At 38.9% G+C, this 23504-nt stretch carries 25 protein-coding genes, 1 tRNA gene and 1 pseudogene; 18 read left to right on the top strand and 9 right to left on the bottom strand.

Annotated elements, in window-relative coordinates; genetic code table 11:
* Positions 1-75 precede the first annotated feature (75 nt).
* Positions 76-897 (bottom strand): 2,3,4,5-tetrahydropyridine-2,6-dicarboxylate N-succinyltransferase, encoded by an 822-nt coding sequence (gene dapD, locus FY048_RS00745; protein ID WP_446089777.1) that lies wholly within the window; start codon positions 895-897, stop codon positions 76-78.
* A 294-nt stretch (positions 898-1191) separates the two neighbouring features.
* Between dapD and carO the strand changes: the two genes are divergently transcribed.
* Positions 1192-1920 carry an ornithine uptake porin CarO type 4 gene (gene carO / locus FY048_RS00750; protein ID WP_016137361.1) on the top strand — a complete coding sequence of 243 codons (729 nt, stop codon included), beginning with the start codon at positions 1192-1194 and terminating at the stop codon, positions 1918-1920.
* A gap of 90 nt (positions 1921-2010) precedes the next feature.
* Here carO and FY048_RS00755 read toward each other — a convergent pair whose 3' ends face one another.
* The 6 genes from FY048_RS00755 to FY048_RS00780 all read right to left on the bottom strand — a co-directional run bounded on the left by FY048_RS00755 (position 2011) and on the right by FY048_RS00780 (position 7477).
* A complete protein-coding gene (locus FY048_RS00755; protein ID WP_016137362.1) occupies positions 2011-2934 on the bottom strand; it encodes a CysB family HTH-type transcriptional regulator in 924 nt (307 codons plus the stop codon).
* 28 nt (positions 2935-2962) lie between these two features.
* The gene (locus tag FY048_RS00760) at positions 2963-4024 is read right to left on the bottom strand and encodes a sulfate/molybdate ABC transporter ATP-binding protein (protein ID WP_252612310.1); all 1062 of its coding nucleotides are present in this window, start codon (positions 4022-4024) and stop codon (positions 2963-2965) included.
* Positions 4025-4035: 11 nt separating this feature from the next.
* A complete protein-coding gene (cysW, locus tag FY048_RS00765) occupies positions 4036-4920 on the bottom strand; it encodes a sulfate ABC transporter permease subunit CysW (protein ID WP_446089778.1) in 885 nt (294 codons plus the stop codon).
* Entirely contained in the window at positions 4917-5750 is an 834-nt protein-coding gene (gene cysT / locus FY048_RS00770; RefSeq protein ID WP_446089779.1) for a sulfate ABC transporter permease subunit CysT, read from the bottom strand. The genes cysW and cysT overlap by 4 nt, the downstream gene beginning before the upstream one ends.
* Before the next feature lie 80 nt (positions 5751-5830).
* Positions 5831-6439 carry an alpha/beta hydrolase gene (locus FY048_RS00775; RefSeq protein ID WP_446089780.1) on the bottom strand — a complete coding sequence of 203 codons (609 nt, stop codon included), beginning with the start codon at positions 6437-6439 and terminating at the stop codon, positions 5831-5833.
* 30 nt (positions 6440-6469) lie between these two features.
* The gene (locus tag FY048_RS00780; RefSeq protein WP_446089781.1) at positions 6470-7477 is read right to left on the bottom strand and encodes a sulfate ABC transporter substrate-binding protein; all 1008 of its coding nucleotides are present in this window, start codon (positions 7475-7477) and stop codon (positions 6470-6472) included.
* 263 nt (positions 7478-7740) lie between these two features.
* Between FY048_RS00780 and pabC the strand changes: the two genes are divergently transcribed.
* The 4 genes from pabC to FY048_RS00800 all read left to right on the top strand — a co-directional run bounded on the left by pabC (position 7741) and on the right by FY048_RS00800 (position 10788).
* The gene (gene pabC / locus FY048_RS00785; protein ID WP_446089782.1) at positions 7741-8553 is read left to right on the top strand and encodes an aminodeoxychorismate lyase; all 813 of its coding nucleotides are present in this window, start codon (positions 7741-7743) and stop codon (positions 8551-8553) included.
* Between the two features lies 1 nt (position 8554).
* Entirely contained in the window at positions 8555-9625 is a 1071-nt protein-coding gene (gene mltG, locus FY048_RS00790) for an endolytic transglycosylase MltG (protein WP_446089783.1), read from the top strand.
* 9 nt (positions 9626-9634) lie between these two features.
* Positions 9635-10234, top strand: coding sequence for a dTMP kinase (gene tmk / locus FY048_RS00795; RefSeq protein WP_057106502.1), 600 nt, complete (start codon positions 9635-9637; stop codon positions 10232-10234).
* A 137-nt stretch (positions 10235-10371) separates the two neighbouring features.
* A complete protein-coding gene (locus FY048_RS00800; RefSeq protein WP_446089784.1) occupies positions 10372-10788 on the top strand; it encodes a PaaI family thioesterase in 417 nt (138 codons plus the stop codon).
* A 57-nt stretch (positions 10789-10845) separates the two neighbouring features.
* Here FY048_RS00800 and nadB read toward each other — a convergent pair whose 3' ends face one another.
* Positions 10846-12489: an L-aspartate oxidase gene (gene nadB, locus FY048_RS00805; RefSeq protein ID WP_446089785.1), complete on the bottom strand. Its 1644-nt coding sequence runs from the start codon at positions 12487-12489 to the stop codon at positions 10846-10848.
* Positions 12490-12718: 229 nt separating this feature from the next.
* On the opposite strand from nadB, the gene FY048_RS00810 reads away from it, so the two are divergent.
* The 12 genes from FY048_RS00810 (at position 12719) to FY048_RS00865 (ending at position 23050) form a co-directional block, all read left to right on the top strand.
* On the top strand, positions 12719-14095 hold the full coding sequence (locus tag FY048_RS00810; protein ID WP_446089786.1) for a Do family serine endopeptidase: 1377 nt from the start codon (positions 12719-12721) through the stop codon (positions 14093-14095).
* Between the two features lie 124 nt (positions 14096-14219).
* A complete protein-coding gene (locus FY048_RS00815; protein ID WP_446089787.1) occupies positions 14220-14672 on the top strand; it encodes an acyl-CoA thioesterase in 453 nt (150 codons plus the stop codon).
* Positions 14673-14846: 174 nt separating this feature from the next.
* The gene (lepA, locus tag FY048_RS00820) at positions 14847-16664 is read left to right on the top strand and encodes a translation elongation factor 4 (RefSeq protein WP_016137375.1); all 1818 of its coding nucleotides are present in this window, start codon (positions 14847-14849) and stop codon (positions 16662-16664) included.
* Positions 16665-16740: 76 nt separating this feature from the next.
* Complete coding sequence (lepB, locus tag FY048_RS00825; RefSeq protein ID WP_446089788.1) at positions 16741-17568, top strand: signal peptidase I; 828 nt, start codon at positions 16741-16743, stop codon at positions 17566-17568.
* A gap of 24 nt (positions 17569-17592) precedes the next feature.
* On the top strand, positions 17593-17967 hold the full coding sequence (locus FY048_RS00830) for a DUF4845 domain-containing protein (protein WP_446089789.1): 375 nt from the start codon (positions 17593-17595) through the stop codon (positions 17965-17967).
* Positions 17939-18631, top strand: a complete 693-nt coding sequence (gene rnc, locus FY048_RS00835) for a ribonuclease III (protein WP_016137378.1) — start codon at positions 17939-17941, stop codon at positions 18629-18631. Before FY048_RS00830 ends, rnc begins: the two co-directional genes overlap by 29 nt.
* Before the next feature lie 11 nt (positions 18632-18642).
* A complete protein-coding gene (gene era / locus FY048_RS00840; protein ID WP_080645664.1) occupies positions 18643-19665 on the top strand; it encodes a GTPase Era in 1023 nt (340 codons plus the stop codon).
* 17 nt (positions 19666-19682) lie between these two features.
* Positions 19683-19886 (top strand): NF038104 family lipoprotein, encoded by a 204-nt coding sequence (locus FY048_RS00845; RefSeq protein ID WP_042898103.1) that lies wholly within the window; start codon positions 19683-19685, stop codon positions 19884-19886.
* Positions 19887-19895: 9 nt separating this feature from the next.
* Positions 19896-20609 (top strand): DNA repair protein RecO, encoded by a 714-nt coding sequence (gene recO, locus FY048_RS00850; RefSeq protein WP_144732074.1) that lies wholly within the window; start codon positions 19896-19898, stop codon positions 20607-20609.
* A gap of 13 nt (positions 20610-20622) precedes the next feature.
* On the top strand, positions 20623-21348 hold the full coding sequence (gene pdxJ, locus FY048_RS00855) for a pyridoxine 5'-phosphate synthase (protein WP_016137382.1): 726 nt from the start codon (positions 20623-20625) through the stop codon (positions 21346-21348).
* Positions 21349-21354: 6 nt separating this feature from the next.
* Positions 21355-21999 (top strand): tRNA-(ms[2]io[6]A)-hydroxylase, encoded by a 645-nt coding sequence (gene miaE / locus FY048_RS00860; protein WP_013197099.1) that lies wholly within the window; start codon positions 21355-21357, stop codon positions 21997-21999.
* A gap of 292 nt (positions 22000-22291) precedes the next feature.
* The gene (locus FY048_RS00865; RefSeq protein ID WP_446089790.1) at positions 22292-23050 is read left to right on the top strand and encodes an SDR family oxidoreductase; all 759 of its coding nucleotides are present in this window, start codon (positions 22292-22294) and stop codon (positions 23048-23050) included.
* Positions 23051-23220: 170 nt separating this feature from the next.
* On the opposite strand, the gene FY048_RS00870 is transcribed toward FY048_RS00865, so the two are convergent.
* Positions 23221-23296, bottom strand: a tRNA-Asn gene (locus FY048_RS00870).
* Between the two features lie 58 nt (positions 23297-23354).
* On the opposite strand from FY048_RS00870, the pseudogene FY048_RS00875 reads away from it, so the two are divergent.
* A pseudogene (locus FY048_RS00875) lies at positions 23355-23489 on the top strand (hypothetical protein); the annotation flags it as partial.
* Positions 23490-23504: the final 15 nt, after the last annotated feature.

The following is a 23504-nucleotide window of genomic DNA, read 5'->3' on the forward strand; positions in this document are numbered from 1 at the left end:
AAAATAAAATCTCTACGATCAGTTTGATCGTAGAGATGAGGAGCGATTAAAGCTCCGCAAGAGAGTTATAACAAATTAGTCAGCGCGTAACAAATCGTTCAAACTTGTTTTTGCACGTGTTTGCGCATCAACTTTTTTCACAATAATTGCAGCATATAAGCTGTATTTACCATCAGCAGACGGCAGGCTACCTGCTACAACAACTGAACCTGCTGGAACGCGACCATAATGGATTTCGCCAGTTGCGCGGTCATAAATTTTAGTTGATTGACCAATGAAAACGCCCATTGAAATGACTGAGCCTTCTTCAACAATAACGCCTTCAACGATTTCTGAACGCGCACCGATAAAGCAGTTGTCTTCAATAATGGTTGGGTTAGCTTGTAATGGTTCTAAAACACCACCGATACCTACACCACCAGACAAGTGAACATTTTTACCGATTTGAGCACATGAACCTACAGTCGCCCATGTATCAACCATTGTGCCTTCATCTACATAAGCACCAATGTTTACATAAGAAGGCATTAACACGACGTTTTTAGCTTGGAAGCTACCACGACGTGCTACAGCAGGAGGAACAACACGAACGCCTGCTGCTTTAAATTGCTCTTCAGTCCAACCAGAGAATTTAGTTTCAACTTTGTCGTAGAAACGAAGATCACATGACTCGATTGGTTTATTGTCATTAATTTTAAATGATAATAAAACAGCTTTTTTTAACCATTGGTGAACAACCCATTCACCATTGATCTTTTCAGCAACTCGAAGTGTACCGTTATCTAAACCAGCAATTGCTTCTTCAACAGCTTGGCGGATTTCGCTTGAGCAATCTGCTGCAGTAAAATTTGCGCGGTCTTCAAATGCTTGCTCAATGATCGTAGAAAGCTGAGACATGATCTTCCTTCCTTAAAAAATTTTAAAGATTTTACACTAATTTGTGACAAGAATCTTTGAAAAAACGTGTTACGTTTAATCAAGGACATAAATGAGGTAAATGAAATTAAGCTTATTAGATAATCAAGTGTTTTTTACACAAAAATGATTTGAAAATAAAAATTTAACTCAATTTGTATCAAAAAATAACAGAAATCTAGCATTTTTTGTATAAAAAAGATTCTATTCTCTCTTTATTATGATTTCAGTCACAAGATGAATAAATTAAAAACAGAGCCTTTTGAGGAGAAAACTATGAAAGCATTACGTGTTTTAGTAACAACAACAGCTTTATTCGCTGCTGGTGCTGCAATGGCAGATGAAGCCGTTGTTCATGACAGCTACGCATTTGACAAAAACCAATTAATTCCTGTGGGAGTGCGTGCTGAAGTAGGTACTACTGGTTACGGCGGTGCTTTATTGTGGCAAGCAAACCCATATGTAGGTTTGGCACTTGGTTACAATGGTGGTGATATCTCTTGGCGTGATGACGTATCTGTAAATGGTACGAAATATGACGTTGATATGGATAATAACAACGTTTATTTAAACGCTGAAATTCGTCCTTGGGGTGCAAGTACTAACCGTTGGGCTCAAGGCTTATATGTAGCAGCTGGTGCAGCATACCTTGATAATGATTATGATTTAAGCAAACGTTCACAAGACGGTACTATTAAAGTAAATGGTAATAATTATAACTTTAATGGTTCAGTTGACGGTAAATTAAGTTATAAAAATGATATTGCCCCTTATGTAGGTTTGGGTTTTGCACCTAAGATCAATAAGAACTGGGGTGTATTTGGTGAGGTTGGTGCATATTACACAGGTAACCCAAGTGTAAATCTTAAATCAAATGGTACATTTGTTAATGTTAACGGCGCTGACTTTGATAAAGACTTACGTGCAGAAGAAAATAAAATCGCGAATGACGATAAATACCAATGGTTACCAGTTGGTAAAGTTGGTGTGAACTTCTTCTGGTAATAAATACAAAAAAAACGAGCTTCGGCTCGTTTTTTTTGCTTCTAATAAAATAAAAGAGCTAAAAAGCTCTTTTATTTTATTTTTGAATCTTTATTCATCTGGGTAAGCAATTTTCTTAAGTGCTTTGATATCTGCATCTGGTGAGCATAAAGAAATAAACTCGTAACCATAACCGCGTAGTAGATGGCCTTTACGAACTGCAATCCATGTCGTATTGACACCAAAAATATCAGTTTTAGTTTGTTTTAAGCGATGATCACGTTCTGTGTCATAGGCCACAGCATTGACAATCCCGACTCCCATGCCCAATTCGACATAAGTCTTGATAACGTCAGCATCGAGAGCTGACATTACGATATCTGCATCGAGGTGAGCTTCTTCGAAAGCTTTGTCAATTTTAGATCGACCTGTGAAACCACCATGATAAGTAATGAGTGGATAGTCTGCTAAAAGTTCAAGCGTGATCTTGTCTGCCTTTACTAAAGGATGATTCTGCGGTGTGATAATGCTGTGTTGCCATTGGTAGTAAGGAATACTCGCTAGATTATCTTCAGTCGTTAAAGACTCTGTGGCAATTCCAATGTCAGCTTCACCTTGTAAGAGCATTTCTGAAATTTCAACAGGGCTAGCTTGTTGTAAAATCAAATGAACTTTAGGAAATAACTTCTTAAATTGATTAACGATCGGAGGTAGCACATAACGTGCCTGAGTATGGGTCGTTGCGATCGTTAATGTGCCTTCATCAACTTTATTAAAGTCGTCTGCAAGGCGTTTAATATTTTCAGCATCAACTAGCATGCGTTCAACGATGCCAAGAAGAGATTGTCCTGGTTCTGTTAAACCTAAAAGACGTTTACCTTTACGTATAAAAAGCTGTACACCTAGCTCATCTTCTAAATCTTTAATATGTTTACTTACACCCGATTGAGACGTGTAGAGTGCAGCCGATGCTTCGGTTAAGTTAAAGTTTTGGCGTACTGTTTCTCGGATAATTCTTAATTGTTGAAAGTTCATTCACACTTTTCCTTACCAAATATATTTCTTAAGCAACTTGATCTGCAAATAAGTGCAGTTGAGAGGCACTTACCCAAACGGTTTGATTTGGTTTAAACGCATGTAATTTTGCAGCTTCATTGCTCAGAGCAATCTCAATTAAACGTCCATTACGGTCTTGTAATTCCGCCACAACTTTTCCAGCAATCCAGATTTCACGTACAAAAGTGGCTTCAATGCTATTCGCTTGAGGTTGCGAGTGAATATGTAACTCATCTGGACGGGCAAAAGCAATCACTTTTCCTTGGGGTGCTTCAACTAACGTTGGTAATTGAATACGGTCATTGCCAATACGGATAATACCGCCTGTGTTTTCACCTTCAAAGCGATTTGCCTGACCCAAGAAATCAAATACAAATGGCGTTGATGGTTTTTCATAAACTTCACGAGGCGAACCGATCTGCTCAACATTACCCTTATTCATTACAATAATCTGATCTGCAACTTCAAGTGCTTCTTCCTGATCGTGGGTCACGAAAATTGAAGTAATATGCAGTTCATCATGTAAATTGCGTAACCAGCGGCGTAACTCCTTACGGACTTTAGCATCTAGCGCACCAAATGGTTCATCAAGTAATAATACGCGTGGCTCTACGGCTAAGGCACGGGCCAAAGCAATACGCTGACGTTGTCCGCCCGAAAGCTGAGCAGGGTAGCGGTCTGCTAAAAATCCAAGTTGAACTAGATCGAGTAAACGAGTAACACGTTTTTTAATTTCAGCTTCTGATGGACGGGTTGCACGAGGGCGAACACGTAAACCAAAGGCAATATTGTCAAATACAGTCATGTGACGAAATAAAGCATAGTGCTGAAATACAAAGCCGACCTGACGCTCACGCACGTGTACATTTGTTGCATCTTCACCTTCAAGTAGCACTTGACCACCATCAGCTGATTCTAGACCTGCAATAATTCGAAGTAGAGTTGTTTTACCGCAACCAGATGGGCCGAGTAGTGCAACCAGTTCACCTTCTGGAAAATCTAGCGAAATATTTTTAAGCGCATGGAATGCACCAAAGTGTTTTTCAATATTTTTAACTTGAATACTCATGATTTCATTCCTTACGAATCAGTTGAATGTGGTTCTGGTTTGTCTTGATGTAGTTCTAACCACGTTTTCAATACCAGCGTTAATAGGGCTAAAAAAGCAAGTAATGAGGACACTGCAAACGCTGCGCTAAAGGTGTACTCGTTATATAAAATTTCGACATGAAGTGGCAGGGTATTGGTTTCACCACGGATGTGACCAGAAACCACCGATACTGCACCAAACTCACCCATTGCGCGGGCATTACACAGAATCACACCGTAAATCAAACCCCATTTAATGTTAGGCAGTGTCACTTTCCAAAAGGTCTGCCAGCCTGAAGCACCCAATACAATCGCTGCTTCTTCTTCCTCTGTTCCTTGAGCTTCCATCAGTGGAATTAACTCACGTGCTACAAAAGGGACCGTAATAAAGATGGTTGCTAAAACAATTCCAGGTACTGCATACAAGATCTTAATGTCATGATCCATTAACCAGCCACCAAACCAACCTTGAGCACCAAAAATCAATACGATCATTAAACCTGCAATAACAGGTGAAACCGAAAAAGGCATATCAATGATGGTGGTTAAAATTGCCTTACCTCTAAACTGAAACTTAGAAACAGCCCATGCTGCGGCAACACCAAATATCACGTTAATTGGAACTGCAATTGCTGCGGTTAATAAAGTTAATTTCACTGCTGATAACGTATCTGGATCAATCAAAGCCTGAACGTAGACTTCAAGTCCTTGTTTAAATGCTTCTACAAACACCAGAATAAGTGGCAACATTAGGCAGCTTAAGAAGAAAATCAAAGCCACGGTAATGAGCGTGTAGCGGACCCAGACTGGTTCACGGGTGGCATCACGTGATTGCAATTTAAACGCGAGTGCATTGCTGTCGCTGTGTAGATTCATGTGATATTTCTCCCTGTACGACGGTTTGCCCAGACTTGAAGTAAATTAATGGCAAATAAAATGATAAAAGAGAGAATCAACATGACCGCAGCAATCGTTGTTGCGCCCGCGTAATCATATTCTTCAAGACGTGAAATGATCATGAGTGGAGCAATTTCAGTTTTAAAAGGTTGGTTACCTGCAATAAAAATAACCGAACCATATTCACCAACGCCACGGGCGAATGCTAAAGCAAAGCCTGTAAATAGGGCTGGTAATAAAATAGGTAAAATGATTTTTGTGATGGTTTGCCAGCGATTTGCCCCAAGTGCTGATGCCGCTTCTTCTAACTCGGTTTCAATATCACTCAAAACAGGTTGAACTGTTCTTACAATGAATGGAATACCAATAAATACTAAAGCTAGAGTAATCCCGATAGGCGTGTACGCAACCTGAATGCCTAGAGGTTCGAGATATTGACCAATCCAGCCAGTAGGTGCATAGAGTGAGGTAAGTGCAATACCTGCAACTGCAGTTGGAAGAGCAAAAGGTAGATCGACTAATGCATCAACCAGACGTTTTCCGGGAAAGTTATAACGTACAAGGCACCAAGCCAGAAGCAAGCCAAATACAACATTAATAAAGGCTGCTATTAAAGCTGAACTGAAACTGAGTTGAAGTGATTTTAAAATACGTTCAGAGGTTAAAATTTCCCATAATCCGTCCCATCCAATTCCAAATGATTTGATAAAGACTGCGGCTAATGGAATAAGCACAATAAAAGACACATAGGCGAGGGTGAAGCCCAAAGATAGACCAAACCCAGGCAGCACTCGGGATCGCTGCGACATGATATTTCCTCAAAGAGAAAAGCCTGCTGAAACCAGTAAGCGAATAAATAAAGATAAACGGTGCGATATAAAGCTGGGTATTAAGCAAATTTCAAAGAGAAATGAGTTTTTACCGGGTCGATAGATGAGTGACTACACATCGAATCTTCTGGAATTAAGTAATTCAGCAAATCTGGAAATGGGCCAAACCCTGAGGCAACATTAATATGACCAACTTCACCAAGGTTAACCGGATTTAACTTCCATGATTTCGCAAGTTGCAAAGCATCAAAAAAGCCGAGCCACGGATCATTTTCACTAATGAGAAGAGATGTTGGCACATCAATTTTTAATTGATGAAAATACGCTTTGAAGTCGGTCAAGCTATGACGAGCAAACCCTGCTTCCCCAAAGCGTGCTGGATTTGCTGGAGCGACCAAAATAAGTTTCTTAACTCGGTTTTTTAACTCTGGATGCTCAGCTAAAGCGGCAACACTTGTTAAGCAACCAAAGCTATGCGCAACAATTTGTACAGAAGCTGGTGCTGCTTGAACCGTTTTAACGAATTGCTCAACCCATTCGCTTAGTACAGGTCTATCCCATTTTTTTTGCTCAACACGAGAACTAGACACGAGTTTACGCTGCAACCAAGATTGCCAATGCTGATGTTCACTTCCACCTACACCAGGAACAATTACAGTATGAATCATGTCTGTTCTCCTTATCTTTAGTACAAAGAATTACTTCTCTGTACTATTGATTTTCACGATTTGATCGAAAACACCACCATTATCGAAGTGTTTCTTTTGTACTTTCGTCCAACCACCAAACTCTTTATCAATAGTCACGAGTTTCAACGGCTTAAATACATTGCTGTATTTCTTAAGAACGGCTGCATTGCGTGGACGGTAGAAGTTGCGTGCTGCAATTTCTTGGCCAGCTGGCGAATACAAGTAGTTGAGATAACCTTTAGCAATCGTTAAGTTTCCTTTTTTGCTTGCATTCTTCTCTACAACTGCAACTGGAGGTTCAGCTAAAATTGAAAGAGACGGGGTAATAATTTCAAATTTACCCGGTTGTTCGCGAACAGCTAAATGTGCTTCATTTTCCCAAGCCAGTAACACATCACCAATGCCACGTTCAGCAAAAGTCGTGGTTGCACCGCGTGCACCCGAATCTAGAACTTTAGTGTGTTTATAAATTTGGCGAACGTACTCTTGTGCTTTAGCATCGTTACCACCTGGTTGATGTTTTGCCCAAGCCCAAGCTGCAAGATAATTCCAACGAGCGCCACCTGAAGTTTTCGGGTTTGGCGTAATAATTTCTACACCTGGTTTGATTAAATCACCCCAGTCTTTAATTTGTTTTGGATTACCTTTACGCACTAAAAACACAATTGTTGAAGTGTATGGGGTAGAGTTTTGCGGTAACTTTTTCTGCCAGTCAGCTGGAAGTAATTTTGCTTTTTCAGCAATTTCATCAATATCTGCCGCAAGTGCTAATGTCACTACATCTGCATTTAAGCCATCAATTACCGCACGCGCCTGTTTGCCAGAGCCACCGTGTGATTGTTTGAACTCAATATCTTGACCAGTACGTTGTTTCCAGTAAGTACCGAACTGTTTATTGAAATCTGTATATAACTCACGAGTAGGATCGTAAGAGACGTTTAAAAATTCTTGCGCTGCAAATGATGAAACAGACAGAAGTGCAGCGATAACCCCGACCTTTAATTGTGAAAAACGCATGAGATAAGTCCTCAAAAAATATGAAATGTTCAAAACATGAACGAAGAATAGCGCTAGTCTTTATTCTAAAAAAATAATAAAAAACGAATTTAATATGAAAAAAATAGAAATAGTAAAATGAGATAAACTAATCTTAAAACTTGATATAGAACAAGTTTCAAAAGTAGATACGAAATCGGTATAATTTTTTAAAATCAGTCATTTATTATTTAAATGAAAGGTGTTGTATTGTTGGGTCGTTTTAAGCAGAGGGTGGATTAAACATGTGGTGTTTTAAAAATGGGCAACCTGTTGAAACCATTCCTTTACTGGATCGAGCATTTCATTATGGAGATGGGTGCTTTAGCACAATTCGTGTTTTTCAAAACAAAATTGAGCTTAAAGAAAGACATTGGGAACGCCTAAAGCTTGCATGTCAAAAACTGTCTTTAACTGCAGATTTTGAACTCATAGAACAGAGCTTACAGCAATTACAAAAGCAGAATCTTGTGCTCAATGGCACTTTAAAAATTGTGATTAGTCGTGGGATAGGCGACCGTGGTTATAGCTTGCCAAAGCATGACGCCGATATTTATATCTGGTTTTATCCGAAAGCTTTAGAGCCATTTTTACCTGACTCTATTCAATGTGGTGTTTTAAATCAGGCCTTGGGTTTAACCATGCCGAGTTTAGTTGGGCTTAAATCTTTAAACCGTCTTGAACAAGTATTGCTAAAAAAAGAAGCAGATCAACTAGGGTGGGCTGAAGCATTAGTTACTGATGTACAAGGTTATATTGTTGAAGGGGTCAGCAGTAATTGTTTTATTCGTTTAAATGATAGATGGATTACTCCTGAACTTCGCTATAATGGCGTCCACGGTGTAATGCGGGCAGAAATTCTGGCGCGTATGCAGCACCATGGTATTGCCTGTGAAGTGCGTGTAATTGAGCTAGATGAAGTATCTGAAATACAAAGTCTATTCTTTTGTAATGCTTTAAACCCTATGCGAGTAGTTACTCATTTAGGGGAGAAAACGCTAGAAACACAGGCATGCATAGATTTATTTCATATCCTTAACTTGAATCAGATTCATTAATATGCCGAAGCCACCTGTGAATGCGAAAGCAAAAAACGCCAAGAAAAATAACAAGAAACAAGCTCCAAAATTTTCTAAGCGACTGGTTTTAATTGGCCTGTTTATTGTCTTAATTTCTGCTTTTGCCATTTTATGGTCGAGTCTATTTAAAGCTTATCCTATTGAAGGCAAAAAACAGATGTTATCCATTACATCTGGTGAAACCTATTCTGGTTTTATTGATCGTTTGGCGAAAGAAGGCAAAGTTAGCTTTCCAGTGGTATTGAAGCTTTATCAGAAATTTATGATTCATGACAGCATGAAAGCTGGTGTATATGAAATTGAACAGGGAATGAGTGTAAGAGAAGTATTAGAAATGCTATCTGATGCAGATAATGCTCAGATGAACCGTGTTTTGGTCATTGAAGGTACAACTTTTAAACAGCTTATCACTGCACTTAAAAATGATAAAAATGTAAAAAATACAATATTAGATTTACCAGATGATCAGCTGATGAAAGCGCTTGGGATTCCTTATGGGCATCCTGAAGGTTTGTTTGCACCTAATACATATTTCTTTGCTAAAGGTGAGACAGATAAGAAAATTCTGACTGATTTATATCATCGCCAAAGGAAAGCTTTAGACGCAGCTTGGGCAAATCGTGCGCCGAATTTACCTTATAAAGATAAATATGAAGCATTAATTATGGCTTCTATTGTTGAGAAAGAAACAAGTTTAGACAGTGAGCTTACACAAGTTTCAGGCGTTTTTGTTCGCCGTTTAAAAATTGGTATGCGTTTACAAACGGATCCAACTGTTATTTACGGTATGGGTAATAACTATAAAGGCAATATTACCCGAGAAGACCTGCGTACCCCAACAGCATATAATACCTATACCATTAATGGTTTACCGCCAACACCAATTGCTTTACCAAGCCAAAAAGCAATTGAAGCTGCATTGCATCCAGATGATTCAAATAACATCTATTTTGTAGCGACTGGTAATGGTGGGCACAAATTTACGGCAAGCTTGCAAGCGCATAATCAAGCGGTGCAAGACTATTTATCCGTGTTGAGATCGAAGAAATAAGGAAAAGAGATGTTTATTAGCTTTGAAGGCACGGAAGGGGTAGGTAAAACTACACTTATTCGAAAAATTCATCAGCATTTTGAAGAGCAAGGTAAACAAGTTGTTTTAACCCGAGAGCCGGGTGGTACGCCGCTAGCTGAACAAATACGTTCTATGCTTTTGGCGGTGAATCATGATGAAAATATGAGTCATGATACTGAGCTGCTCTTAATTTATGCAGCACGTGCTCAACACTTACAACAAGTCATTTTGCCGGCTCTAGAGTCTAATAAAATTGTTTTAAGTGATCGTTTTACCGATGCAAGCTTTGCTTATCAATGTTCTGGTCGTGGTTTAAGCCAAGATAAATTACAGCTTTTAAATCAGAACTTTGTTTCGCGCATGCCTGAGGTGACTTTCTGGTTAGATGCACCGATTGAATTGGGCATGAACCGTGCACGCGAACGCGGAGCTTTAGACCGTTTTGAACAAGAAAAATTAAGTTTTTTCACTAAGGTTCGTGAAGGCTATGAAACCTTATGGAAAGCTGAACCAGAACGTATTAAGCGAATAGATGCAACCCAAAGTCCTGATCAGGTGTTTGAGCAAGCTTTGCAATATTTAGGATAAGCAATTGGATGAGCCACTCTTATAAAATATATGAGTGGTTAAAAATGACGTTAATTCTGATTTAAAACGTCATAGAAAATATCTGCTATTTTCTTATGCTATCTTACATATGATTTATAGATTGAAGAATAACAAGGATGAAAAGCTCAAAAGAAGAAATCGTGGCATTTCTTGAAAAGGAATTTCCACCAAGTCTTGAACATTGCACGATTGAATCAGTCACGCCTAAAGCAGCGGTTGTTTATTATCATGTCGATCAAAGACATCAGCGCCCCGGTGGAACCATATCTGGCCCAACCATGATGACTTTGGCTGATTTTGCTTTGTATATTGCAATATTAGGTGAAATCGGAATTATTTGTTTAGCTGTGACGACCAATTTTAATATTAATTTTCTAAGAAAACCCGCAGGGGATCAAGACTTGCGCAGTGAGTGTAAGCTCATGAAAGTCGGAAAGAGTCTTGTTGTGGGTGAGGTCTGGATTTATTCGGTTGGGCTAGAAGAACCCGTTGCCCATGTGACTGCGACTTATTCAATTCCACCTAAATCATAAATAGTAAACCAAATAAAAAAGCACAGTCTGAACTGTGCTTTTTTTTAGAAGAACAGCTTAAATATCAGTATTGACCAATGGCTGTTCTACTGCAAAATTTGGAGGAGTTAAAACCGTTTTGCGAATTTCACTCGAAGTTTCTGGATAATCAAGCGTGTAATGTAAACCACGTGATTCTTTGCGTTGCATAGCACAGCGCACAATCATCTCAGATACTAAAACAAGGTTACGCAGCTCAATTAGGTTTTTGCTAACACGATAGTCTTGATAATATTCAGTGATTTCACGCTTTAACATTTCAATACGGTGTAAAGCACGTTCTAGACGTTTTGTGGTTCTGACAATACCAACGTAGTTCCACATGGTCGAACGTAACTCATCCCAGTTTTGTAAAATCACCACATCTTCATCAGGATTGGTAACTTGAGAGTCATCCCAAGACGGTACTTCTGGAAGTTTGAAGCTTTCATCAAATTTATTTTCGATGTCTTTTGCTGCACTCATTCCGTAAACGAAGCATTCAAGTAATGAGTTGCTTGCCATACGGTTTGCACCATGTAAGCCCGTATAAGATGTTTCACCAATCGCATATAGACCTTCAATATCCGTCTGGCTATTTGAGTCAACCACAACACCACCACATGTATAGTGCGCTGCTGGCACCACTGGAATCATGTCTTTGGTAATGTCGATGCCTAACTCAAGCAATCGTGCATAAAGTGTAGGGAAGTGCTCTTTGATAAACTCTGGTGATTTATGTGTAATGTCCAACCACACATGACGAATACCGAGGCGTTTAATTTCGTGGTCGATGGTACGTGCCACAATATCGCGAGGAGCCAGTTCTGCACGATCGTCAAAACGTAACATAAAACGTTCGCCATCAGGCAAGCGCAAATAAGCACCTTCACCACGCATGGCTTCGGTAATTAAAAAAGAGCGTGCTTGAGGATGATACAGACAAGTTGGATGGAACTGATTAAATTCCATATTGGCAACACGGCAACCCGCTCGGTAAGCCATGGCAATGCCGTCACCTGTAGCAATATCTGGATTAGATGTGTAGAGGTAAGCTTTCATTGCACCGCCGCAAGCCAGTGCGGTAAATGGCGCAAGGAATGTATGAACTTTTTCCGTATTTTCATCTAAGGCATACAAACCAATAGCGCGATTCGCTTGATCGGTATGACCTAATTTATGTGATGTAATTAAATCAATCGCAATGTAGTTTTCAAAAATAGTAATATTTTTACGTTCTTGGGCACGTTCAACCAAGGTGGTTGAAATCGCTTTACCAGTTGCATCAGCTGAATGGATAATACGGCGTTGTGAATGACCGCCTTCGCGTGTTAAATGAAGTTGTTCATCTTCATCTAAAGTAAATTGCACGCCTTGCTTTAAAAGAAAATCAACAGAAGGACGACCGCCTTCTACGGTATGTTGTACCGCATCCATTTCACATAAATGAGCACCTGCAATCATAGTGTCATTAATGTGCTGTTGAATCGAGTCGGTCTCATCAAGAACAGCAGCAACACCACCTTGAGCATAGAAGGTACTTGCTTCAGTTAAAGCAGCTTTGGCTAAAACTGCAATATTAAAATGATTTGGTAACGATAAAGCCAGACTTAAACCAGCACCGCCGCTGCCCACAATAATCACGTCAAAGTGGTGAATTGTCTGTAAATTAGGCATGTCCATTCGCAACAATCTAAAACGTCCGCTAATGACACCCCTTTTTATATAAAAAGGCAAGAGCTTAAGCGCTATAACTCAGAGAAAAATTGCAATTGGCTTAAAAAGTTGCAATGCGTAAAATAATGATTGTAAGGATGTCTTACAAATAAACATATTGTTACGCACAACCCCAAAGCGTTGTGATACAACAGTTTTATTCTTATTCTCGTAGACCATTGTGGGTGAGCACCGAATGAAATCTCGCTATTTACAACAAGGAATGTATGCAGCGGTATTTACAGTTGCTGCTGTTCAGGCAAATGCTGCTGTTGATTTTTCAAACCTCGTTGAACAAGTTAGTCCAGCAGTGGTGAGTGTAAACGTCGTAAAAAAAATGACTCAGGATGAACTATTGCAGCAGCAAGTCCCTGAAATTTTGAAACGTTTCTTTGGAAATCAGGTCATCATTCCACAGCAACAGGGTCCACAAGAAAAAACCGCATACGGTAGTGCATTCTTTATTAGTAAAGATGGTTACCTACTTACCAACCACCATGTGATTGAAAATGCCTCACGCATTAGTATTACTTTAAATGACCGCCGTGAAATTGATGCAACTGTAGTCGGTAGTGATGAGCGTACAGACGTTGCATTGTTAAAGGTGACTGGAAATAGCTATCCAGCTTTACGAGTAGGGAACGTTGACCGCTTACGAGTGGGTGAGCCAGTTTTAGCAATTGGTTCGCCATTTGGTTTTGACTACTCAGCTTCGGCAGGTATTGTCAGTGCTAAATCACGAAATATGAGTGGTGAAACTTCGGTACCATTTATTCAAACTGACGTTGCGCTAAATCCAGGTAACTCTGGTGGTCCATTGTTTAACCAAAATGGTGAAGTAGTCGGGGTAAACTCTCGAATATTTAGTGGTACTGGCGGTTACATGGGCTTGTCTTTTTCTATCCCGATTGATGTAGCGATGGATGTAGCCGAACAGCTTAAAACTAAAGGTAAGGTCACACGCTCTTATCTTGGTGTAATGATGCAAGACATTGACCGAAACCTTGCCGATGCTTACAAGTTACCAAAACCTGAAGGTGCTTTAATTACTCAAATTTCTCCGAACTCACCTGCACAAAAAGCAGGGCTCAGAGCCGGTGATGTGATTTTGAAATATAACGGTAATCCAGTACCGCGTACTAGTGAATTGCTCTATGCATTAAACAAAGTACAGCCAAATCAAACTGTTCAGTTTGAAGTATTGCGTGATGATAAAATTCGTAATATTTCAGCGACTTTAACGACTGCCCCAGATGAAACACCTGCTACAGGTGCACAAGGTGCTGTAACTAAAGGCCCAGTTTTAGGCATAAGCATTCGTGATTTGGCTGAACCAGAAAAAAGTGCTTTAAGTGTGAAAGGTGGTATCTATGTACAAGATGTTCGCCGCGGCGGCTTAGCATCATTGTCAAATATCATTCCGGGTGATGTGATTATTCAAGTCAACAATAACCAGATTTTGAATAGTCAGGATTTTTCAAAAGTTATTTCTAACTTGCAAAAAAATACGGTAGCACGTGTTGCAATTATCCGTCAGGGACAACGCGCTATGCTTGGCTTACGTATCCAGTAAACTTAAAAGAGAAACAATGAGCCACCCTAAATATGGGTGGTTTTTTGTTATTTATCTTGAGCGTATAGTGATATCTACCTACACTTATTTCAGTTTAAAAGTTAATAAATAAGAGTGAATCTTTGTGAGTAGTATTTTTGATTTACATATTCAGGTGCAACCACATCATATTGATGCTTTAGGGCATGTGAACAATGTGATGTATGTTCAGTGGATGCAAGATGTCGCCGCTGCTCATGTTGAAACCTTAGGAGTCGGGGTAACTAAATATCTTGAGCTAAAACATGCAATGGTCGCGGTTGAGCATCATGTGCAATATCGTAAAGCTGCATTTGAAGGCGAACAAATTGTATTACGCACATGGTTAGATGATATTAACGCTCTTTATTCTTTCCGCCAGTACGTATTTTTCCGCCCATCAGATCAGGCCGTATTATTTGTTGGAAATACTAAATGGGCATGTATTGAAATTGCTACAGGGCGTCCAAAACGAATGTCGCCAACTTTTACTCATGCATACAAGCCGCTTGATTCAAGCATAAACCCTTATGATTTTACTGTTTTATATGCTCGATAGTCCGAAGCAATAGGCTCACTTCGATTGTCCCTTTTTAAACATAAGTACAAAGCTCATGATTATTTTGGATACTTTAAAATATCCATCTGTTATAATCGCACGCAATTAATTTAACTGCTTTGGCTGTGTATTAAAACAAGCTACATAGCACTCTATATTTTCTCAAGGTAACCCATGGCGCAAGCTAAAAAATCCGTCGATATCAAAAATATACGAAATTTCTCGATTATTGCTCACATTGACCATGGTAAGTCTACATTGGCTGACCGTTTTATTCAGATGTGTGGTGGTCTACAAGATCGTGAAATGCAAGCTCAAGTCTTAGACTCAATGGAGCTTGAGCGCGAACGTGGGATTACCATTAAAGCCGCTTCTGTAACGCTATATTATACTCATCCTAATGGTCAGGAATATCAACTTAACTTTATTGATACTCCCGGACACGTAGACTTCTCGTATGAAGTTTCTCGTTCATTAGCTGCATGTGAAGGTGCGCTATTGGTTGTAGATGCTGCACAAGGTGTAGAAGCACAATCAGTTGCAAACTGTTATACCGCGATTGAACAAGGTCTCGAAGTTCTTCCTATTTTAAATAAAATTGATTTACCGCAGGCTGAACCTGAACGTGTAATTCATGAAATTGAAGAAATTATCGGGATTGAAGCAACTGATGCACCAACCTGTTCAGCAAAAACTGGTTTGGGTGTTGAGGGTGTTTTAGAACGTTTAGTTGATGTTATTCCATCACCTGAAGGCGATCGTGATGCTCCATTGCAAGCATTAATTATCGACTCATGGTTTGATAACTACTTAGGCGTAGTTTCTCTTGTACGTATTAAACAAGGTCGTATCCGTAAGGGCGACAAAATGTTGGTTAAATCGACAGGACAAACTCATCCGGTAACTTCAGTAGGTGTATTTAATCCTAAGCATACTGAAACAGATATTCTTGAAGCTGGTGAAGTAGGTTTTGTAATTGCGGGTATCAAAGATATTTTTGGTGCGCCAGTAGGTGACACTATTACTCTTGCTGCTACGCCTGATGTTTCAATTTTACCTGGTTTCAAAAAGGTTAAACCACAGGTTTATGCTGGTCTTTTCCCGATTGATGCGAGCGATTTTGAACCATTCCGTGAAGCGCTACAAAAATTGCAGATCAACGACTCGGCTTTATTCTTTGAACCAGAAAGCTCAGATGCATTAGGTTTTGGTTTCCGTTGTGGCTTCTTAGGGATGCTACACATGGAGATTGTACAAGAGCGTTTAGAGCGTGAGTATGATCTGGATCTCATCAGTTCTGCACCTACCGTAATTTATGAAGCATTAACCAAAAAAGGCGAAACGATTTATATCGATAGTCCATCAAAAATGCCAGATGGATCTACTGTTGAAGATTTGCGTGAGCCGATTGCAGAATGTCATATCCTTGTTCCGCAAGAGTATTTAGGGAATGTAATGACCCTTTGTATTGAACGCCGTGGTGTTCAAAAAGATATGAAATTCTTGGGTAATCAAGTTTCTATTACCTTTGAAATCCCGATGGCTGAAGTCGTTATGGATTTCTTTGATAAATTAAAATCATGTTCTCGTGGTTTTGCATCGCTTGACTATAACTTTGTGCGTTTTGAAAGTTCAGCTTTAGTTAAGGTTGATGTATTAATTAATAGTGACAAGGTTGATGCCTTGGCTATGATTTGTCACCGTAATGACGCGCGTCATCGTGGTATTGCATTGGTTGAGAAAATGAAAGATTTGATTCCTCGCCAAATGTACGACGTTGCTATTCAAGCGGCTATCGGTGCACAAATTATTGCTCGTTCTACTGTAAAAGCGATGCGTAAAAACGTATTAGCAAAATGTTATGGTGGTGACGTTTCACGTAAGAAAAAACTACTTTCTAAGCAAAAAGAAGGTAAGAAACGTATGAAACAAGTGGGAAGTGTTGAAATTCCACAAGAAGCGTTCTTGGCTGTATTGAAAGTAGAAAGATAAGAAATGAAGGTAGGGGGAAGTAAGATATTGCTTTTCCCTACCTTAAGAAAAGCAGCTAGGCTGCGAGTGAGGTCGTGTGGATTTTGATTTTAATTTAATTCTTGTTCCAGTTACGCTGATTCTATTTGCAGTGTGGTTGTTAGATAAACTTGTATTCAAACAGCGTGCAAATAAAGGGCGCGGGAACGAAAATTTTGTTATTACATGGGCCTATGACTTTTGGCCAGTTTTAGCTGTAGTACTTGTACTTCGTTCATTCCTTTACGAACCATTTAATATTCCATCAGACTCTATGGTACCCACTTTAGAAACTGGTGATTTTATTTTGGTTAATAAATTTGATTATGGTGTGCGTTTACCTATCGTCAGTAAGAAAATTATTGATGTTGGAGAACCAAAGCGTGGTGATGTGATTGTATTCCGTTATCCACCTCAACCTACCATCAGTTATATTAAACGTGTAATTGGTTTGCCAGGCGATCATCTTGTTTATGATCATGGACAATTGATTATTAACGGACAAAAAGTACCAAAAGTATTAACACAGTTTAGTCGTGAAAAAGACGTGTTAGATACTCCAACGTCTATTTATCATAAAGAGACGATTGGTGAGCATACCTTTACAATGCGTGAACTCGAAGGCGTAAATGTGGCGCGTCAAGCACCATTTATCAACTATGTTGAAAATGGTAAATATGCAAACCAGGACGGTTTATATTGGGAAGTGACTGTTCCAAAAGGACATTACTTTGCAATGGGGGATAACCGTGATCAAAGTGCAGACAGTCGTTTCTGGGGCTTCGTTCCTGAAGAAAATTTAACAGGGCGAGCATTCTACGTATGGATGCATAAAGAACCGGGCTTACATCTTCCTAACTTTGGCCGAAATGGAAAAATAGATTAAAAACAACCATTAGGAAAAAAAGAAATGCGTAAGGCACAACAAGGTACTTCGTATTTAGCAATTTTATTTGGGGTGGTTATATTTGCAATTGCAGTAAAAGCTGTACTTGCAGTTTGGCCAGCATATTGGGATGATCGATTGATTAACAATCAAATAGAAGAGCTTTTACAAGAAAGCTCTTCTGACATCACCCCGCAGAAGTTTATGACGCAAATGGATCAGCGACTGGAAATGAACAATATTCGTGATCTTCATTTTAAAGAGATTGCGCAAGTGTTTAATGAGTCTGGTCTAAAAATCCAGAAGAAATATGAGGTAAGAAAACCTTTCTTATCAAATATTGATTTAGTTTTAACATTTGAGAAGAGTTTTGATAAAACATCAGTTCAAACTAAGTGATCCTCGCTTATTGAGTCGAATCGGATATCAATTCAAGCAGCTTGAATTGTTACAGTTAGCTTTGACTCATCGTTCGGTGAGTCATAAATACAATTACGAGCGCTTGGAATTTTTAGGTGATTCATTATTAGGCATGATTGTTGCCAATTATCTATATCATGCCTATCCAAATGAAAATGAAGGTCGCTTAACGCGTATGCGAGCGACTTTAGTTCGTCAGGAAGCTTTAGGTAAGATTGCAACCGATTTGCAACTTAGTCGGTGTTTAATATTAAGTACGGGTGAATTGAAATCTGGTGGTCATCATCGTGAGTCAATATTGGCTGATACGGTAGAAGCGATTATTGGTGCAATTTATATTGATAGTGGTGATCTCAACTTACTTACCGATATTGTGCTAAAATGGTATGTACCCTATTTAGACCATATAGAACCTACAGATCAACTTAAAGACCCGAAATCACGTTTACAAGAGTATCTACAAGCACGTAAAAAACCTCTCCCTGTTTACGAGGTTGTAGATATTCAGGGTGATGCACCTCACCAGCACTTTAAAGTTGAATGTTTGATAGATGGTTTATCAAGGATTTATGGTGAGGGTTCAAGTCGTCGTTTTGCCGAGCAGGCAGCAGCGGCGGAAATTTTAAAGTTATTGGAGCAATAACCTGCATGTCGATGCATTCTGATCAAATCAATCCAGATTCAAATGATAACCAAGATCCTAATAATCTGATTGATCAATTTTTTAGTTCCAAAGGCGTAACAATTCCTTCGGATTTTAAGAGCGGATTTGTGGCGATTGTAGGACGTCCAAATGTGGGTAAATCTACCCTCATGAACCATTTGCTAGGTCAAAAGCTCTCTATTACTTCGCGTAAACCTCAAACAACACGTCATAAAATTATTGGTATTGATTCACGTGAAAAAATGCAGGCGGTATATGTAGATACCCCAGGTATGCATAAAAAAGAAGTGCGTGCTATTAATAAAATGATGAACCGTGCAGCTCATTCTGCATTACGCGACGTTAATTTGGTCTTATTTGTTATTGATGCTTATAAGTGGACACCAAATGACGACTTAGTGCTTGAAAAGCTCAAGAATGCTGAAATGCCAGTTATTTTGGTGATTAACAAGGTTGATACTTTTGAAGAGAAAAGAGATATTCTTCCTTTAATTCAAGAGCGTGCCAAGCTTATGAATTTTGCCGAGATCGTTCCTGTATCTGCATTACGCGGAGCAAATTTGGAACACTTGAGCGAAACGATTGAGAAGTATCTTCCTTATCAAGCGCCTTTGTATTCATTTGATCAGATTACGGACCGTTCTGAACGCTTTTTAGCTAGCGAAATTATTCGTGAAAAAATTATGCGTCAGTTAGGTGAAGAATTACCTTATGATTTAACAGTACAAATTGAATCTTTCAAAACGGAAGAAGAAGCTGTTAATGAAAAAACGGGTCGTTTAAAACCAGCTTGTACTTATATTGATGCAACGATTTTTGTAGATCGTGCAGGCCAAAAAGCGATTGTGATTGGTGAAAAAGGTGCCAAGCTTAAAACAATCGGTATGGATGCCCGAAAAGATATGGAAAGGATGTTTGAGCAAAAAATTATGCTCACACTTTGGGTAAAAGTGAAGGGTGGCTGGTCTGATGATGAGCGTGCATTAAAAAGCTTAGGATATAGTGATATCTAAAGGATAAGGATACTGGTATGAAAACAATTACATCATTGGTCGCTATAATTGGATGTACATTGATGTTACAAGGTTGTATATATAAGCTTGTAACCGTACCAGTAGGTATCGCCTACAAAACTACAAAAGGTGTTGTTAAAGGTACAGCAGCTGTTGTAGGGGCGGTAATTCCTGACGGTGATGATGAGGATGATAAAAAAGAAAAAGAATCTGAGGAATAGTTTCTTTTTATGATGCGCAATGAAGTCCTCCACGGATATATGATTCATCACCGTAAGTATCGTGAAAAAAGTCATATTGTGCATCTTTTTACTCAGGAGTATGGGCGAGTCGATGGTATTTTAAGACAGACTCCACCTCCTCAGTATCAACCTATCCGCTTGCAAGCCACGGGTAAAAGTGAACTGAAAAACTTTACGAAGCTTGAAATTTTAAATCAGCCTGTTTTCTTTTTTGGTGATGCTTTTTTTGCTGGATTTTATTTAAATGAAGTTGTTCTTAGACTTTGTCCGTTAGAAGAGACAATGCCGCAAACGTTTGAGCAATATCAGTTAACGTTACTTCAATTACAACAATTATCTTCCCACGAAAATCCTGACCTTTTTCTTAGGCAGATTTTGCGTCAGTTCGAGCATATTTTACTTCCTGAACTTGGATACGCGATTGATTTCTCTGTCGATACTCAGCAACAACCGATACAGGCTCATCAGTTTTATCAATTTCAAGTGACAGAAGGTTTCGCTCCTGTTGTACAGGCGAGTCGTTCTTCTTTGTCAGGGAAAGCGATTTTGTCTATGTTGGATTATGAGCAAGGGCAGGATTTTTCTCTCGAACAGTTGCAATTATTAGGTAAACTATACCGTCAAATGATTACATCGCTTTTAGGTGATCGTCCCCTAAAAAGTCGACAATTGTGGATTCAAAACACTCAAACTCAATCGTAATTAGGATTTATTTATGGCTGCATTGCTTGGTGTAAACATAGACCATGTTGCTACTTTAAGACAGGCGCGCGGTACTACTTATCCCGACCCTGTAGAAGCTGCTCTCATTTGTGAACAAGCTGGTGCAGAAGGGATTACCTTGCATTTGCGTGAAGACCGCAGACATATTCAAGATGATGATGTGCGCCGCATGCGTCCATTACTAAAAACACGCATGAATCTTGAGTTGGCTGTTACTGATGAAATGGTTGAGTTTGCAAAAGAAATTCAGCCACAGCATGTATGCTTTGTTCCTGAAAGACGCCAAGAAGTAACAACTGAAGGTGGTTTAGATGTAGTAGGTAACTTTGAAAAAGTTAAAGCTGCAACTCAGACTTTAGCTGCTATTGGTTGCGACGTATCATTATTTATTGATGCCGATTTAGCTCAAATTGATGCAGCAGTTGCATGTGGCGCACCTACGATTGAGTTGCACACAGGTGCATATGCAGATGCTGCAACAGAGCAAGATCAACAGGCTGAGTTGGCACGTATTATCAAAGGTGTTGAATACGCAGCTTCAAAAGGTTTGGTTGTAAATGCTGGTCATGGCCTTAACCTTAAAAATATTGCTCCAATTGCTGCTATCTCACAAATTCACGAGTTAAACATTGGGCACTCGATTATTGCTGATAGCATTTTTGTAGGTCTGGTCCAAGCTGTTAAAGATATGAAAGCAGCAATTCAGGTGGCAGGTTAATCGGTTATGTCGAGTATCAATTACGATGAATTAATGCAACCTGTCTTGGCTTTTTTAGGCTGTCAAACGCCAAAAGCATGGTTAGATGAGGCAATCAATAATCTAGATATTTTGATGCAAGATCATGCTAATTGTGAAAAAAAAGCAGCCAGTACAGCAATGAACTTAATGTTTCGTTATAGCTTTTTCCCTGATTTGCAAGTAAAGCTTGCACAACTGGTACGGGAAGAAATGCTCCATTATGAACAAGTGCTTGAGCTTATGGCCAAGCGTGGTCAGAAATGGGATGGATTAAGTGCTGGGCGCTATGCTGGTGGGTTGCGTAAAGAAATTCGTACTTATGAACCTGAAGCTTTAATTGATGTACTTGTGGTAGGTGCTTTTGTTGAAGCTCGCTCATGCGAACGTTTTCACGCACTTGCACCACGTGTAGATGATGAGTTAGGACGCTATTATCGCTATTTGCTTAAGTCGGAGTCTCGTCATTTTGAAGACTACTTGGCACTTGCACTTGATGTTGCAAAAACTGCAAAAATGAAAAATCCTAAAGAGGATATTCAGCAACGCATTGAGCATATTCGTGAGGTTGAAAAGAATCTGATTTTAACGCCTGATGATACCTTCCGTTTTCACAGCGGCGTGCCTGCATAATATTAGAAGTTTTAAATAAAAGTTTATCTTTCGAGATAAACTTTTTTATTTTAACTCTATAATTTTAAATTAATTTTTATAAGCAGTTAGCATGAAATTGCAGTTTTTATTACTGCATAATCTTGATAAAATCACATTTATATATTTTTAGTTTCATAAACTCTATTATCTCTAATTAATTTTAAAAAATTCTTTTATTTTTTAAAGTAATACCGAATATTATATAAATATACAGATAAGTTTGTTCATAATCGGTTCAACTAAATTAGTCGAATATTTCAAGGATATAAGAATGTTAGCATTAGTTACAGGCGCCTCTGCGGGCTTTGGTTATAGTATTTCAAAAAAACTGATTGAGTTAGGTTACAAAGTTATTGGCTGTGGAAGACGGGCAGAAAAGCTAAAAGAATTACAACAAGAACTTGGTGAAAAATTCTATCCCTTAGTATTTGATATGACAGATAGCGTAGAAAATATAAATAAAGCCTTGGTTGAGTTACCGGCCGAATTTCAAATTAGTCAAATTGATTTATTGGTGAATAATGCTGGTCTAGCATTAGGCCTAGAGTCAGCAGATAAATCAGATTTAGATGATTGGTACACCATGGTTGATACCAATATTAAAGGCTTAATTACCGTTACGCGGTTAATTTTACCGAATATGGTAAAGAAAAAATCTGGTTTAATTATCAATATGGGATCAATTGCAGGTACATACCCATATCCGGGTGGTAACGTTTATGGTGCAACTAAAGCATTCGTGGAGCAATTTAGTTTAAATCTGCGAGCTGATTTGTCTGGTACAGGCATTCGAGTAACTAATATTGAGCCGGGGCTTTGCGGCGGTACAGAATTTTCTTTAGTGCGTTTTAAAGGTGACCAAGAGAAAGTGAACAATCTGTATGATAAAAAGAACCCAATTTTGCCTGAAGATATTGCAAATACGGTAGCGTGGGTTGCTTCACAACCTTCACATATTAATATTAACCGTATTGAAATGATGCCAACCACCCAATCTTTTAATCCTTTAAAAGTAGTTGAAATGGAATAATGATTTAAGAAAGCAATATATTTTTTAAACTTAGATTAGATCATTAAATCAAGTAAGTCGTTTAAGCATGAAAATTAAATCCTCTATGTGTTGATAGGGGATTTTTTATAGATATTGATAAATTTAAAGCAAAAAAAAGCCCGCTTTAATGCTGCGGGCTTTTTAGTATTTGGCTCTCCCACCTGGGCTCGAACCAGGGACCTGCGGATTAACAGTCCGTCGCTCTACCGACTGAGCTATGGGAGAATCTGCATGCGATTATAAGGAGATTTTGAGAAGGGTCAAGTGTAAATTGTCATGTTGACTACATTTTTGTGCTGTATGGCTTTTATTTAACCAGTTAGGCAGTGAGTTAAAAAATTACTTGCGCTTTAAAAGTTCAATTGCTAGATTCAAAACAGAACAAGCGTTTGAAGAAATTCAAACAGTGTGGATTTAAACCAACTTGCCAGCA

The organism is Acinetobacter sp. 1124_18A, from assembly GCF_052824995.1.